The organism is Leifsonia sp. HAY1-4F, from assembly GCF_056755275.1.
In genome coordinates this window covers 1-237 of record NZ_JBNDHX010000628.1, presented here as the reverse complement: position 1 = coordinate 237, position 237 = coordinate 1, and the positions used below count along the sequence as shown (strand labels likewise).

The window sequence follows — 237 nt, the reverse complement described above, 5'->3', positions numbered from 1 at the left end:
GGCGAGGACCTCGCGGACGCCGGAGACGACGAGGCCGAGGGCACCCTCACGGCGCGACCGAGTGGCGGCGACACGCGAGGGGATAATGTGCGCCAGCACGGGCTTGCCGCTCGCGGCGAAGGATCGCCACTCCGCCTGTCTCTTCTCCCCATCTGACGCTGCCGACGACGGAGAGAGTGTAGATCTCTGTGGTCGCCGTACTATTAAAAGGGGGGGGGGGGGGGGGGGGGGGGGGGG

General features: G+C 70.5%; 1 protein-coding gene. It reads right to left on the bottom strand.

What is annotated here, in order from left to right:
* The coding region (locus tag ACPYOG_RS20765; RefSeq protein ID WP_481295948.1) for a hypothetical protein at nucleotides 1-237 on the bottom strand (237 nt) is incomplete at both ends.